This window comes from Paraburkholderia sp. UCT70 (assembly GCF_050434085.1).
Taxonomy (GTDB): Bacteria; Pseudomonadota; Gammaproteobacteria; order Burkholderiales; family Burkholderiaceae; genus Paraburkholderia; species Paraburkholderia tuberum.
On sequence record NZ_JBNPVZ010000003.1, the window covers coordinates 831016 to 843461 of the forward strand.

The window sequence follows — 12446 nt, forward strand, 5'->3', positions numbered from 1 at the left end:
GATCAATATGAAACTCAAGACGATTGTGCAGGCCATTACCGCAGCGTCGCTCGCCGCAACGCTGCTACTGTGCGACACGGCGCACGCCGTACCGACAGGAAATCACGCCCAGTTTGAAATCGCGCAGCACTACACGCTGGGTGGCACCGACGGCTGGGACTACATCGGGTATGACCCGGTGCGCCATCATCTGTTTATCAGCCGTGCCAGCCACGTCCAGGTTGTCGATACCCAATCCGGCAAGCTGATCGGCGAGATCGCCAACACTGACGGCGTGCATGGCTTCGCATTTGTCCAGGACGAGAAGCTTGGCTTCATTACCAACGGCCGCTCCGACACGATTACGGTCGTCAACCTCGACACGCTGCGCACCGTCGAAACGATCAAGGCGGGTGGCCGGGACCCGGACGGCATCCTGTATGCAGCCAATCTGAAGCGCCTTTACGTCAGCAATGGCCATGACCAGAGCGTCAGCGCGATCGATCCTGCCACCCGCAAGGTCGTCGCGACGATGGCAGTCGGCGGCAAGCCCGAATCGCTCGCGGTCGACAGTGATGGCCGTGTCTTCGTCAACGTCGAAGACAAGAGCGAGATCGTTGTGATGGACGGCAAGTCGAACAAGGTGCTAAGACACTGGCCGATCGCGCCTTGTGAAGGGCCGTCTGGACTGGCAATCGATACAAAGTCGGAGCGGCTCTTCACGGTGTGCTCCAACCAACGGATGATGGTGATCGATGCCCGTTTCGGGCATCAGGTCGCGCAATTGCCGATCGGCGGCCATCCCGATGCCGCAGCCTTCGATCCGGTACTCAAGACCGCGTTCAGTTCGAACGGCGCGGACGGCACGCTGACTGTGGTGCACGAAGACGACGCGGATCACTACACCGTGTTGCAGAACGTGCCGACCGAAGTCGGCGCGAAGTCGATGGCGCTCGACGGCGACGCGCACCGCGTCTACCTGGTCTCGTCAAAATTCGGCCCTGCTCCTGCTGCGACGGCTAACGATCCGCATCCACGCGCGAGTGTCGTGCCGGATACGTTCAACGTACTGGTTGCGCAACGCATGACACAGAAGGCCGCGAACTAACGTACCGCCATCGCATCAATCGAACCACCGGGGGTATCGCATCGGCGATATCGCCGGCATCTCGCAGATTCAAGATACAACCTGGAAGGTAGCACCATGCTTCGCAACATTATCGACTCATCGGTCCAGTCATGCGGCCTGTTGCCTTTGATGGCACTGATCTTTCTGGCCGCGCTCGCCATCATCATCGAGCGCATGATTTTCTTCAGTACTTCCGTGCGTAGTGGCAGCAACATTGAATACGATCTCAAACATGTAGGTCGGGCCAGGGGCGACGACGTGAAGAAACTGGTTCACCATTACGAGGGATCGGTACAAAACGAGCTGATGAAGGCTGCGCTCGAATTGCAGGGCCGACCGGTCGAGGACTTCGAGCGTGAAGTCGAAGAAAGCATCATGTTCCAGATGAGGAAGCTCGACCGCAATCTTTGGGTACTGGATACCGCTATCACGCTCGGACCGTTGCTCGGTCTGCTGGGCACCATCATCGGCATGATTGGTTCGTTCAACATTCTGGGCTCGTCGGGGACGGGTGACCCGATGGCCGTCTCCGGCGGGATTGCGCATGCATTGATCGCCACTGCCTGTGGCCTGACGATTGCACTGGTAGGCGTCGTGGCGCTCAACTATCTGAACAAGCGCGTGCGGATGGTTCTCCTGCAGATGGATATGATCAAGTCCATGCTCGTCACACGGCTTGCTGCGTGAACCGCGGCCACATCACCTCCAGGAGAACACCGTGAGAAACCATCGGGCTCACTACTTCGGCAGTGAAGAAAAACCGCGGATCGAGATCATTCCGATGATCGATATCATGATGTTCCTGCTCGTATTTTTCATGCTGGTCATGCTCAAGATGATCCAGGGAAACGGGCTGAAACTCGAATTACCGCAATCGTCCACCGCCGCGCGGCTCAATACGGTCGACGTGACGGTCGGCGTGGAGAAGGACGGAGCATTGCACCTCGACCAGAACGAAATTTCCGCGATGCAGTTGACTGCGCGTCTCAAGGAGATGGAGGCCGCGAAGCAGGTCAATGTCACGATCGCGGGCGACAAGGGAGTCGAGTACGAAACGATCATCAAGACCATGGATCTGGTGCGCTCAGCGGGGATCAGTTCGGTCGCGCTCGCGACCGATGCTCAATAGCCTCTGGAATCGAGCGGAATGAACATGAGTATGTCCGAAAAATCCCGCACCACGATATGGTCGATCGAGGCCTTGCAACCACGCTCCGGTAATGCAATGACCATCGCGATTCTCGCGGCCCTTGCGATCGAGGGCGCGTTGATCGCGGGCGTGACGTCGATACACGTGCCAGCGCCAAAGCCGGCACACCTAACGCCTGTGATGCAGATGCGGTTCGTCAAAGCCGCCAAACCACCACCCCCGCCGCCACCGCCGCCGGTCATCAGGAAAGTGGTGAGACAGCAATCCGAGGTGCCGAAGCGCACTCCTGTTACACGGGCCGCCGCGCCGGCGCAACCGCGCGTGGCGAAGCCGCCGGTCGCACCGGTACCGGTTGCTGCCGCGCCCGTCGCGACGCAGGATGCGCCTTCTACTTCGCAAGCTGTGCCAACTGCGGCGGGACCTTCGACTGTGGGTTCGGGCAACACCGCAAATGCCGCTGCGGCGCCCGCCGACATTGCGATCGTGTGTCCTGTGCAGGCCAAACCGGAAATGCCGGCGCGTGCGCTAGCCGAAGGAATCTCCGGCGAAGTCACGGCGCGCGCCACGATCAAGGGTGGCAAGGTGATCCGGGTGGACATCGTGAACTCGACGCGACCGGGGGTTTTTGACGCGTCGGTGCGACGCGCGATGGCCCAGTATCAATGCAAGGTCGATGGCGGCGACCAGGTCGTCGTCGAACAATCCTTTGATTTCACACAGGCAGATTAGATCGATTGGGAGAACCTGATTGAAGGCGGGAGCGCGACTTGTCCGACACACGCCGGTGCAAAAAGCGCCGGCGCAGTAGAAATTGCCCCGGCGTTTCCTGTCTTTTTTTTGCCTGCGGGCCTTTCGTGTGAACGACATAGAACCGGTTTAGCGACGGAATATAGATTGAAGTCTTGCCGGCGAAGGTATCGACGTGTTGCTCGATCACGTAATTGTCCGGACCGGCCTGTTTGACGACATCGAGGCCTTCGGCACCGGTTACATACAGGCGGCGATGCTGCGGGTCGAAAGTCATGTCGTCGCAGATGTTGACGATGCCGAGAGTCTGAATGACAGAGCCGTCATTCGCGTCCATGACGAACAGCTTGCCAGGGTTGCGCGATCCAATCAACAGGCGGCCCGACTTCGGGTCGAACGCCATCGCCGAATTTCGGCGCATTGACTCAGGTTATTTGTCGCCAGGCCGGGGTTGTTGCCTCATGTAATTTGCTACGTTCCAGATGGCTGGCGGGGGCGACTTATGACGTGCAACTGGTTGCGCGTTTCAGTCCGGTGCAAGCCGGTGGTTAGTGAGCGACATCCGCAAACACGCGAAACTGGATGGATGATTGCGGAAACTGATGGGTGAGATGTCGAGGTCTGCATTATCATCAGGAATGCAGATGGAAATGAACGTGACCGCTCATGACGCGATGAAGGGTAGTTCGCACCACATCGCTGTGAGGGCCCTCGCGTTCAAGTGGATACGCATTCTGTATCGCTGCTGGCAAACGCGTACGCCGTACAACGAGACTGTGTACCTCAATGTGCTCAGGAAACGAGGTTCGCGCCTTTTGGGCACGCTGGGCGCTTAGGTTCAAGACCGTGGCCTGCTCTTTTATCTGATTGGGGCAAGCCGCGCAGCGGCGCGTCAGGCCAAAGGCGAAGCTCGCGGGGAGACGGTGGGCAACGATGGAACCGCCGTCAGGCGGCTGTCCACAGCCTCGTGCTGTGGGCAGCGTCGTTGTCCACGGGCGGGCGCGGGATGATCGTCGTAGCCGAGATTTAGACGTTAAACAAAAAAGCTTGACAGACTTCGTCAGGCATGACCCTACCTTCGGGGGCCCTGCTGTTAAGAGGCAGTGGGGCTACCGTCTCCCTTGCGGCGGCCGACGTCGTCGATGTAGGCGCCGAGAATCACCGCGCCGTGGGGCCGCATCAGAAAGCCGGCACCGAAGAGCGCAAAGGTCATCATCAGCGATGCGAACTCGCTGCCCGCCGGGAAGAAGACACCGGCGATCTGCGTCGCATAGAAGCCGAACAGGAAGAAGTCGAACTGCTCCAGGAATTTTCCGCCGTCACACGAAGAACGGCGGAGCTCCTGGATTGCCCGAGGGGCAGGGTGGAGGCTGAGGGTTGCTTCGAGATGTCTCCTGAAATTTTGAAGTCGCGCCGCTTCGGCGGATTGTTGTTGGCTGGAATATTCGCCCGAACGCCGCGAAACTATAAGTGCAACCTTCGGAACGATTGATGTTCTACTGGTTATCAATCGACGCGGGAAGCCTGCCTGAGCGCCTTGCCCCGCAGCCGGCGCGGAATCCGATCACGCCACGAAGCGGCACAGAGAGGCTGGCGTGCGCGTATCCATGTTGCGACCGCGGTTGAGGTGATCGTCGATTTCCGCCGCGCAGCCGAGCATGCGCGGATAAAGGAAGATCGTGAACGCGGCCGTTTCCAGCTCGGACTCGGCGAATTCTCCGCGCCGCAGTGGCTGCCACAGCATCTTCAGCAGCAGGGCGGCGATCACGGCATCGACATTGACGCAATAGACGTTGCGTGAGACGCCCCCATCGAACAGCGCCTGCACGAGCTCGCGATAGAACGCATGGAACACGTTGTATTCCCCACGCTTTTCGCACAGGTCCGCCATGAACACCTCGCGCGGGTCGTGGGTGACCGGCCTGTCCTTGAAGACTGGATGATTCACGCCCGGAAGCTTCGCGATGTCGAGGCTGCCGGCATTTTTCTGCCGAGCCTTGTATTGCGCGTACCGGTCTACGGAGCGCTCGGCCAGCGATCGCAGATCCACGCCATGCCCGGCATTGGAGGGATCGGCGAGTTCGCTGTCCCTGAAGGCTTCAATCAGAAACGCGATGCCCTCGTAACCGTTGCCGCCGTGCGTATAGCCGGTATGCGAAAGAAAGCCGACGAGCGCCTTGTTGAGTTGCACGCGCTCGGGACTTTCCGGACCGTCGGCCGATACCGCGCCCTTTGCCCCCTGCGCCGATATGGCTCCCGGGCCGTTGGTGAGCAGCAGGCCGGCGAGCGTCCTGAAGGCGAACAGGTCATCCGGGCCAGGCTTGAGGTTGAGCAACGCGGCAAAGCAGATTTCAGTCAGACTGCGTTCGTTCAGCAGCTCTTGCGTGGCAAAGCCGCAGAAGCCGTCTGGACTGTGTCGCGATGCATCCGCGGAAGCGCCGATCAGCGTCCCGAACAGCATGGTCCACCAGGGCAGGCTTTCGGCGGTCACGCGCGAGATGCGCTTGCGCATGAGCGGGCCCCACGCCAGCGTCGTCGTAATCGCGGCCAGCACCGCGTCGCCGGTCGGGTGAGCGGGCTGCGACGTCACCCAGCGTACGAACGCCGATTTCGCGCCGCGCGCGGCGAGTCCCGCGAGCATTGCTTCGGCGAGCGGATCGCGAGAGTCGGCGAAGAACTGTTCACAGCCGCTTGCGTCGATGCATGCGACGTCGAAGGTTTCATTCAGCGCGTCGGCAAGACCAGCGGCCGCGCAAAACGATCGATCAGCCACTTGGCCGCGTCCCGCGCCCCGCGCTGACGTTTCGGCCCGACGATCGACGCCGCAGCCGCGAGAATTGCATTCGGGGCGTTGTCGGCTTCGCGTGCTGCCTGCGCCGCCGCGAGTTCAGGCTTGCCGTGCAGATTCACGAATGCGGCGACCGCTACATCGATGAGATTTTCGTCGTTCGCGCCACCGAATTCGTGCAGCAGGGCAAGGCTCACGTTCGCTTCGAGCGAGCGCGTCGCGGCTTCCAGCATCGAGGTTCCGTGCAGGCTGCTCACCTGCGTCTTCGCATCCATCTGTGAAGCGCCTGATGCGTCCTTGAGCGCCTGACGCGGTGCGATCGCACCGACCTGGCGATTCACCTGGAGGACCTGCTCGTTGTATGGCGCGACCGCTTCCACCACGGGAATCGCAAGGCCGGAAGGAAGCTTGATGCCCTGGTTGGAGCCGAACCACGGTTTGAGCGCGAGACTGCCTTCGGGCTCGAAGTCGGTTATCGTCGCGTTGGCGCGCATCACGGCAGTCAGGGCCGCCGGGATATGCGCAATGTTCGTGACCACGGCGCCCTTGGCGGAGCAGCAGGGATCGTCGGGCGTGAAGAGGCCCTCCACGCCGAACTTCTCCATGAACCAGCGTTCCTTGGCTTTCGCGTCGTCGGCGCCGCCGGCCATCGCGCCGGCGTGGCCGACTGCCCGCGTCAACCGGCTCTTCCATCGACCCACGACGCAGGCGACGACCGGTTTCGTAAAAGCCGCATCGGCCTCGTAATAGCCACCCGGTTCGCAGTAAAGCACGGCGGCTCTGGTGCAAATAGGCGGTCTGGACGAGATTTTTGTTATAGAAAGGATACCTCATCAAGCAGACAGGACGGCCTCCCAAACTGCGGGCGCAGCGGTATCTTTGAGGCCGAGCTTCGCGAGGCTGAATTGGCCCTTGCGAATACGATGGACCAACTCAATACCTGAGAGAGTAATCGCTGCGTTCCTGAAACGTTTGAAGCCGAGCATGACTTTCGTCCGGGACTTGATGTTGCGGTGGTCCTGCTCGACCAGATTATTGAGATATTTCGAGGATCGGACGTTTGTGTCCTCAGGCAGCAAGCCATCGGCCTTCATCTCGCGCACGGCGCGGTGCGAGGCTGCATAACCATCAAGCGTGATGGTCTTCGGTGGCTGGCCTTGATGTTCGATTGCCTTCCTGAAAAAGGCTTTTGCCGCCTTCACGTCGCGCCTGGCGCTGAGCATGAAGTCTACTGTCTGGCCCACCCGATCCACCGCTCGATAAAGATAGACCCACTTGCCGCGCAGCTTGAGGTAAGTCTCGTCGACACGCCACGACCGCCCGGTGGGCCTGCCAAAGCGGTTCCACCGTTTCACGAACTCCGGCGCAAAGCGCCGCACCCAGCGCAGGATCGTCGTGTGCGCCAGCGGCAGACCCCGTTCCGCCATCATCTCGACCAGATCGCGCAGGCTAAGCTTGTAGCGCAGGTACCAGCGAACACACAGAATGATCACATCGCGGTCAAAGTGACGGCCTGCGAACAGTTCGTCAAGGCTCTTCAGCTTGCTCATCGTCGGTTCTCAATTCGTTCAGCCTGACACCTTAACCGATTCGCCCCCGCGCTATTTGCACCAGAGCCATCGTGGGCTGGTGCCTACTACCGGCAGCAGCGTGCGAAGGGCAGCTCGCACCACGTCGCCGTGAAAGCCCTCGCGTTCAAGTGGATTCGCGTCCTGTATCGCTGCTGGCAGAACCGCACGCCGTACAACGAGACCGTTTACCTCAACGTGCTCAGAAAACGCGGTTCGCTCCTTGCCGGCAAGCTGAGCACTTAGGTCAAAACCGGGTCCTGCTCTTTTATCTGATTGGGGCAAGCCGCGCAGCGGCGCGTCAGGCTGAAGGCGAAGCTCGCGGGGAGACGGTGGTCAACGAGGGAACCGCCGTTAGGCGGCTGTCCACAGCCTCGTGCTGTGGGCAGCGTCGTTGTTCACGGGCGGGCGCGGGATAATCGTCGTAGCGAGCGTAGATGTCGAACGAAAGCTTGACAGACCTGCTCAGGGCATGACTCTACCGGGTACGGACGAACCCAATCGCCCCCGTCGGCGATCAAGTGACGCCAGTGCACCGTTGCCGAGCGGCCCGGTCAACGTAATTGTGCGGCGCGCTGACCGTGCCTTCGCAACCTATACGGAAGGGCGTAACCTCGTATGAACGGAGGCAGCCGCGCTATGCCGAGCGACGAGCGCAGATCTTCGTCGCTACGTAGCCACCTTCCCTTAAGGCTTAAGGTGCGGAAGAGGTCGTCATGCCTGATACCGAGGTGTACAGATTTCAATACGCGCGTCGACAGGGACTGCAGCGTACCTATGATGTAGTTCTGAATATTTGTCGGCTCGAATCCGGCGTATGTTCTTACGCGGCATGGGTCCATTTCGCCGGCGCATTCAAAGGGAACGGATTGGTTTTCCCACTGATCGCAAAAACTACGGAGGAAGCGGCGGTTGAAGCGCGAGGACGTATTGAAAACGACATCGAAGACCTCGCCGGCATCGCTGAATAACATTTCATTTGTTGTCTGGAGTTGGCCATGGAAGAGCAACAGGCGCACCGGGGCTACATTATCACGGTCAGCGCGCGAGAGGACTACGACGGCGGGTCGACCGTTACGGTGCTGGTGGCGCAGACGTCGCAGCGTGGCGAAATCGACCGCAAGGGCGGCCGCATACCTGAGCCGTGACGAATGCCTGCGATTCGGCCGTGTCATTCATGCCGCGATACATCTCGGTGTCGACCGCGCCCGGGAGAATTGCATTGATGCGCACACCTTGCGGCCCGTATTCGGCCGCGAGTGCCTTTAATGTTCCGGTTCGGTTGCACAGGCCTGATTGCTTCGGGATCGTCTCGTGCGCCGCATGATACACATCACCGTCAGGATGACCGGCAGGATCAGGGCCCTCGATGAGATCAGGGTCTGCGATGAGGTGCGCAGCATGGACGGACCTGAGTGCGACTCCGGACAGCGACAGAACATAGTAGGAAATGGCCGCAACAGACAAGCCCTTGACGGCACGCTGAAGCCTTAGCTGGTTGCGGGCGGTCCGATCCATGCCTCTCAGGAGGCGGGCGGTATCCGCCTCCTGAGCTATGCTGACACGCGTATGCAACAAGTCGACCGCCCTCGCGACGCGGGCCGCTATCTGCTCATGCCGTAGCCAGACGGCTTTGCACGTTGCCATGGCCGGGCCGAAGCGGCGCGCTCGAGGAATTCGGCGATCGTGGGCATACCTTCGATAGGCTCCTCACACAACTCGCGAATGCGAGCTTTCACGAGGTCTTCGTAGGCGCGGGCGGCGCTGAACCGGGATCCCGCGTCGGCCAGGATTGCGGTGCGCGCCGCCAGATGAGTCAGCTGGGCTAGCAGCGCCGCGTCATGTTGTCTGCACTGCCGTTCATCCATGCTCCGCATCAGTGAAGCAAGCGATAGTTCTAGTTCGTCCAGACTCCTGCTCATCTCGCGTGCAACCGGCAAGGCAAGCAACGTCATCATGCGGTAGGTTTCGATTTCATAAAGACGCTGCACAAGGCGACCACTTTGTACCTGGCGTAAGCCTTTGTCGACGATAAGGAAACGCAGGAATCCGTCGGCCTGTATTGTCCAGTCGCAGAACACCTGTGCGCCGCCAAGGACCTGGCTTCCTACCATCGACGAACCGTCGAACCACGCACTCGCGTTGTCGGCCGCCATACTGGTTTCTTCGCTGGACACCAGTTCGATGCGAGTGGCGACGAAACGCTTCCCTCTCAGCGTTTGCAACTACGCGGAAGGAATGTGTTCCGTCGCGAGCCCCGAGAAGTAGTCCGCATCGTGGCGGTGGGTAATGAAGCTGAACGTGGAGAACTCGGTATGTCGCTCCCACTTCAACTGCCGTTCAGGGCACCCACCGTTCGTTGTAGTGTGTGGCCTGCGGCGCGGGTTCAGGCAGACCGGTGAGTTCGCACAATGACTTGAGGAGTGAGTGATGGACTGCCGTGTCGCCAACGGCGTAGATGGCGTAGTGCGTCAGCGCGACCGATCCGGCAATCCGGAGAAACGGCCGCGCATGTAGTTCGTTTGCGAGGTGCGCGCGCAGGGGGTGATCCATCGTCAGGCGACCACTTGCCTGACGCACAGTCAGGCGCCGCCGAGGGAAGATGGCGTTGCCCCATCGAGCGGCCCGGAACGCCGGTAACGCCCAAGTGTCAGCGTCAGCGCGGAGGCGGTCAGCAGCAGAACCGATATCACATGGAGAGGAAGATCGTAGCTGCCGTGGCGATCGAGGCAGGCGCTGAGGCCTACCGGGCCAATTACGGCGCCGAGCCTGTATCCCGAAAAGGCGATGCCGTAGAGTGTGCCAAACGCGCGAAGTCCAAAATGCGATCGCACCTGGTAAGAAATCAAGTCTCCTTCCGCGCCGATGGTGAGGCCGACAAGCGTAGCGGCCAGAAGAAGTTCGCGATAGTCCCGTGCGGAATGCAGTAGGAATACCCCAGCGGCACCAGCGACGAAGAATACGAACACGACAGCACCGGCGTGGATACGGTCGAAAAGCAGGCCGGTCCCCAGCCGGCCGCTGGCGGCTGCAGTTGCCTCCAGATCGAGATTGCGGCTACGGGACACGCATATCAGGCGGTTCCCCGGCTTGAGTATGCTCGCATCAATGCGGCGCCAGTGCCACGCGATGTACCGGTAATGATGATCAGATGCGGCTTTTCTCTCATGATCCGTACTGTCCTGGTTGGGGATGATAGAGTCGAACCGTCGGTGCATTTGCAACCATCGCCGGAAGTCGCTGATGATCACCGACTCACGAATCTTTGCAAGTGAAGGCTTTTCGGTCGCACACACGCCAATCCGAATCAGGAACCGGCGTCGAGCAGGTGGGTGAAGCTGTCGGTCAGATGGATCAGACGACGAAGCAGAATGCCGCACTGGTCGAGAGCAGTGCGCGGCCGAGAGCCTCAGGCAGCAGGCCGCGCAGCGGGTCAATTCGTGGCGCAGTTCCAGCTCTGACGGGGCGTCGCGAGGCCGGTCGGTTCGCGACGTCGCATCGTCAGGTGGTTCTTCGACACGCTGAAGCATCGGTTCCTCACCACGCCAGGCCCAAACGGCCGCTCCTCGATGTCACGCACGCTCAGCTCAAACCGAAAGGATCAGTGCACCGCGGGCGCGCGGCGCAACTGATGACCGTCCTCTGAATTACGATAGCCGTTTGCCCAGCGTTTCCGGCACCATCGCCAGCCCGAGAAGTGAGACCAGGCCACAGCCGATCACGTAGAAGGCGGGTGCGTTGGCATTGGCGGTCAGATGGATAAGTATGGTCGAAAAGAACTGCGAGAAACTGCCGAAGATCACGATCGCCCCGTAGTAGCTGACAGCCACACCTGTGGCGCGCAGCCTCTGCGGCAGCACTTCGCTGACCAGCACGAGTGTGGCGGCCGAGGTCATCGCCATCGGCACCGCCAGGCAGCCGGCAACGATAAGCAGACACGCCAGCGAAGGCTGCCCGTTGAGGAGCACGAACGCCGGGTAGATCATGATCAGCAGTGCCACGCGCGACCAGAACACGACCTTGCGCCGGCCGATCCGATCACTGAGCCAGCCGGAGAAGGGTGACAACGCGGCCAGTATCAATGACCCGACGAAGCCGGCCCAGATCGTCTGCGAGAGGGGCATATGCAGCTGGATGACGGCGTAGTTCGGAAGGTAGAAGACCACGATGTGCACGGCCGATGCCAGACCGATCATGACCAGAACGCTGGCCACGAGCTTGGGCCAATGCTCCTTCAGCATCTGCCGGGTGCCACCCGCCGTCGCCGCTTTCGCATGCGCAGGCGTCAAGGTTTCTTCCAGGCGCCGCCGGATCACCATGCTGACTGGAATCACCATGATGCCGATGACGAAGGCGATACGCCAGCCCCACCCGCTGAGTGCAGCCGGGTCGAGCAGATTGCTCAGCGTCAGCGCGACCAGCGCGGCGAGCACCGCTGCCAGCCCCTGACTGAACGGTTGCCAGCTGGTGTAGAAGCCACGCGAGTGCTCGTCGGCGTACTCCAGCAGCATTGCGCTGGCGGGTCCCATTTCGCCGCCGATCGCGAAGCCCTGAAGCAGCCTGGCGAGGACCACCAGCACAGGCGCCAGCAGACCGATCTGCGCATAGGTGGGCGCCAGCACGAGGATCAATGCGCTCAACCCCATCAGCCACAGCGTGAGGATCACCGCCGGCTTGCGGCCGACGCGGTCGGCGTATCGGCCAAATACCAGTCCGCCGAGGGGCCGCATCACATAGCCGATGCCGAAGGTTGCGAACGACAGTAGCGTCTGTCCAAATGCATTGCCGACAGGGAAAAAGAGCGGGCCGATCAGGGTCGCGAAGAAGTTATAGACCACGGAGTCGTACAACTCCAGGCCGCTGCCGATGGTGATGGCAGTAATGGCCAAGGAGTTGGACAATGCCTTGTGTGGCGGCGCGTCGCTCACGATGGGGGAAAGCGGTGCTCGTTTGGCGGAATCGTTGTACATGATGTCTCCATTGTGACGAGCTCGATACTCGTTCTGACTGTTGAAGCATGATCCGCACGGTAGTGTGCGGTTCACAGCTCGGACTCGGTAACGGCGGCCATCGAAATCGTGATCG

The 12446-nt window shown here is 60.7% G+C and carries 11 protein-coding genes and 6 pseudogenes; 8 read left to right on the top strand and 9 right to left on the bottom strand.

The genetic code is table 11. The features are described from left to right. Window positions 1-7: 7 nt before the first annotated feature. The 3 genes from OKW41_RS21695 to OKW41_RS21705 all read left to right on the top strand — a co-directional run bounded on the left by OKW41_RS21695 (window position 8) and on the right by OKW41_RS21705 (window position 2237). Window positions 8-1087 carry a YncE family protein gene (locus OKW41_RS21695; RefSeq protein ID WP_429573920.1) on the top strand — a complete coding sequence of 360 codons (1080 nt, stop codon included), beginning with the start codon at window positions 8-10 and terminating at the stop codon, window positions 1085-1087. 96 nt (window positions 1088-1183) lie between these two features. Continuing rightward, window positions 1184-1795, top strand: a complete 612-nt coding sequence (locus tag OKW41_RS21700; RefSeq protein ID WP_429573921.1) for a MotA/TolQ/ExbB proton channel family protein — start codon at window positions 1184-1186, stop codon at window positions 1793-1795. Window positions 1796-1826: 31 nt separating this feature from the next. After that, window positions 1827-2237, top strand: a complete 411-nt coding sequence (locus OKW41_RS21705) for an ExbD/TolR family protein (protein WP_429447915.1) — start codon at window positions 1827-1829, stop codon at window positions 2235-2237. Here OKW41_RS21705 and OKW41_RS21710 read toward each other — a convergent pair. After that, a complete protein-coding gene (locus OKW41_RS21710) occupies window positions 2231-2734 on the bottom strand; it encodes a hypothetical protein (RefSeq protein ID WP_429447913.1) in 504 nt (167 codons plus the stop codon). The genes OKW41_RS21705 and OKW41_RS21710 overlap by 7 nt on opposite strands. Window positions 2735-2750: 16 nt before the next feature. On the opposite strand from OKW41_RS21710, the gene OKW41_RS21715 reads away from it, so the two are divergent. Beyond that, window positions 2751-2987, top strand: a complete 237-nt coding sequence (locus OKW41_RS21715) for an energy transducer TonB (protein ID WP_429447911.1) — start codon at window positions 2751-2753, stop codon at window positions 2985-2987. On the opposite strand, the gene OKW41_RS21720 is transcribed toward OKW41_RS21715, so the two are convergent. Then, on the bottom strand, window positions 2971-3408 hold the full coding sequence (locus OKW41_RS21720; RefSeq protein WP_429573922.1) for a YncE family protein: 438 nt from the start codon (window positions 3406-3408) through the stop codon (window positions 2971-2973). The genes OKW41_RS21715 and OKW41_RS21720 overlap by 17 nt on opposite strands. A gap of 274 nt (window positions 3409-3682) precedes the next feature. Here OKW41_RS21720 and OKW41_RS21725 point away from each other — a divergent pair. Then, window positions 3683-3841, top strand: a pseudogene (locus OKW41_RS21725) (IS110 family transposase); the annotation flags it as partial. 281 nt (window positions 3842-4122) lie between these two features. Here OKW41_RS21725 and OKW41_RS21730 read toward each other — a convergent pair. The 3 genes and pseudogenes from OKW41_RS21730 to OKW41_RS21740 form a co-directional block, all read right to left on the bottom strand. Next, window positions 4123-4394 (bottom strand): annotated as a pseudogene (locus OKW41_RS21730) (citrate-proton symporter); the annotation flags it as partial. Window positions 4395-4569: 175 nt separating this feature from the next. Beyond that, window positions 4570-6578, bottom strand: a pseudogene (locus tag OKW41_RS21735) (CoA-binding protein); the annotation flags it as partial. Window positions 6579-6626: 48 nt separating this feature from the next. Further along, window positions 6627-7343, bottom strand: a complete 717-nt coding sequence (locus OKW41_RS21740; RefSeq protein ID WP_429573923.1) for an IS6 family transposase — start codon at window positions 7341-7343, stop codon at window positions 6627-6629. A gap of 72 nt (window positions 7344-7415) precedes the next feature. Between OKW41_RS21740 and OKW41_RS21745 the strand changes: the two are divergent. From OKW41_RS21745 to OKW41_RS21755, 3 genes and pseudogenes are all read left to right on the top strand, one after another. Then, window positions 7416-7607 (top strand): annotated as a pseudogene (locus tag OKW41_RS21745) (IS110 family transposase); the annotation flags it as partial. 470 nt (window positions 7608-8077) lie between these two features. Continuing rightward, window positions 8078-8332, top strand: coding sequence for a hypothetical protein (locus tag OKW41_RS21750; protein WP_429447458.1), 255 nt, complete (start codon window positions 8078-8080; stop codon window positions 8330-8332). A 27-nt stretch (window positions 8333-8359) separates the two neighbouring features. After that, window positions 8360-8509 carry a hypothetical protein gene (locus OKW41_RS21755; RefSeq protein ID WP_429574392.1) on the top strand — a complete coding sequence of 50 codons (150 nt, stop codon included), beginning with the start codon at window positions 8360-8362 and terminating at the stop codon, window positions 8507-8509. Here OKW41_RS21755 and OKW41_RS21760 read toward each other — a convergent pair. From OKW41_RS21760 to OKW41_RS21775, 4 genes and pseudogenes are all read right to left on the bottom strand, one after another. After that, a pseudogene (locus OKW41_RS21760) lies at window positions 8436-8636 on the bottom strand (SDR family oxidoreductase); the annotation flags it as partial. The gene OKW41_RS21755 and the pseudogene OKW41_RS21760 sit on opposite strands and share 74 nt — an antisense overlap. Then, window positions 8627-9914 (bottom strand): annotated as a pseudogene (locus OKW41_RS21765) (DUF3422 family protein). The pseudogenes OKW41_RS21765 and OKW41_RS21760, both read right to left, overlap by 10 nt. 29 nt (window positions 9915-9943) lie before the next feature. Beyond that, entirely contained in the window at window positions 9944-10657 is a 714-nt protein-coding gene (locus tag OKW41_RS21770) for a hypothetical protein (RefSeq protein WP_429573924.1), read from the bottom strand. A gap of 351 nt (window positions 10658-11008) precedes the next feature. Further along, the gene (locus OKW41_RS21775; protein WP_429447901.1) at window positions 11009-12331 is read right to left on the bottom strand and encodes an MFS transporter; all 1323 of its coding nucleotides are present in this window, start codon (window positions 12329-12331) and stop codon (window positions 11009-11011) included. Window positions 12332-12446: the final 115 nt, after the last annotated feature.

Bases quoted from the DNA above. Each gene is read 5' to 3' on its own strand.
- OKW41_RS21710 (WP_429447913.1), bottom strand. From the start codon at position 2,734: ATGTCGGCGGGCGCCGCAGCGGCATTTGCGGTGTTGCCCGAACCCACA.
- OKW41_RS21695 (WP_429573920.1), top strand. From the start codon at position 8: ATGAAACTCAAGACGATTGTGCAGGCCATTACCGCAGCGTCGCTCGCC.
- OKW41_RS21740 (WP_429573923.1), bottom strand. From the start codon at position 7,343: ATGAGCAAGCTGAAGAGCCTTGACGAACTGTTCGCAGGCCGTCACTTT.
- OKW41_RS21755 (WP_429574392.1), top strand. From the start codon at position 8,360: ATGGAAGAGCAACAGGCGCACCGGGGCTACATTATCACGGTCAGCGCG.
- OKW41_RS21775 (WP_429447901.1), bottom strand. From the start codon at position 12,331: ATGTACAACGATTCCGCCAAACGAGCACCGCTTTCCCCCATCGTGAGC.
- OKW41_RS21750 (WP_429447458.1), top strand. From the start codon at position 8,078: ATGCCTGATACCGAGGTGTACAGATTTCAATACGCGCGTCGACAGGGA.
- OKW41_RS21700 (WP_429573921.1), top strand. From the start codon at position 1,184: ATGCTTCGCAACATTATCGACTCATCGGTCCAGTCATGCGGCCTGTTG.
- OKW41_RS21720 (WP_429573922.1), bottom strand. From the start codon at position 3,408: ATGGCGTTCGACCCGAAGTCGGGCCGCCTGTTGATTGGATCGCGCAAC.